We start from the raw sequence: 444 nt of genomic DNA on the forward strand, positions 1-444 counted from the left end.
CGCATCAGCGGACGCAGGATCAGCAGGTAGCCGAGCAGGAAGCCGACGCCATAGATCAGGTAAGAGCTGATGTCGACCACGTTGTCGCGTTCTTGCCACCATGGCAGCACGGCGGCCTTGGCCGGGAAGTTCATGGCCGACACCACCAGCTGGTCGCCGCGCTCGGTATTGATGCCCAGGCCATTGCGCAGGATCTTGTCGATGTTGACGATTTCATTGGCGCTCCAGCCGGTCTTGGGCGTCGGCGAGGCGGCCTGGGCCAGCACCACGGCCACGCTCAGCTTCTCGAGACGGCCACGGCTGCGCTTGGTCTGGGTGATGCTGCGGTCGTACGCGTACTGGCGCGTGGTGGCGTTCTTGCGCGCGGTGCCGTCGTTGTTGTTGGCCGGATCGGTGGCCGGCTTGGCGGCGTCGGCCGGATTGGGATTGGCCGGCGGCGGACGG

Annotated in this window: 1 protein-coding gene; it reads right to left on the reverse strand. The window is 66.4% G+C overall.

Annotation, left to right across the window (positions count from 1 at the left end):
* Positions 1-444, reverse strand: a 444-nt coding sequence (locus ACO0LB_RS20570) for a flagellar M-ring protein FliF C-terminal domain-containing protein (protein ID WP_423052570.1), incomplete at both ends; no start/stop codon positions are given.

The sequence above is a fragment of the Undibacterium sp. SXout7W genome (assembly GCF_049339385.1).
Lineage (GTDB): Bacteria > Pseudomonadota > Gammaproteobacteria > Burkholderiales > Burkholderiaceae_D > Undibacterium.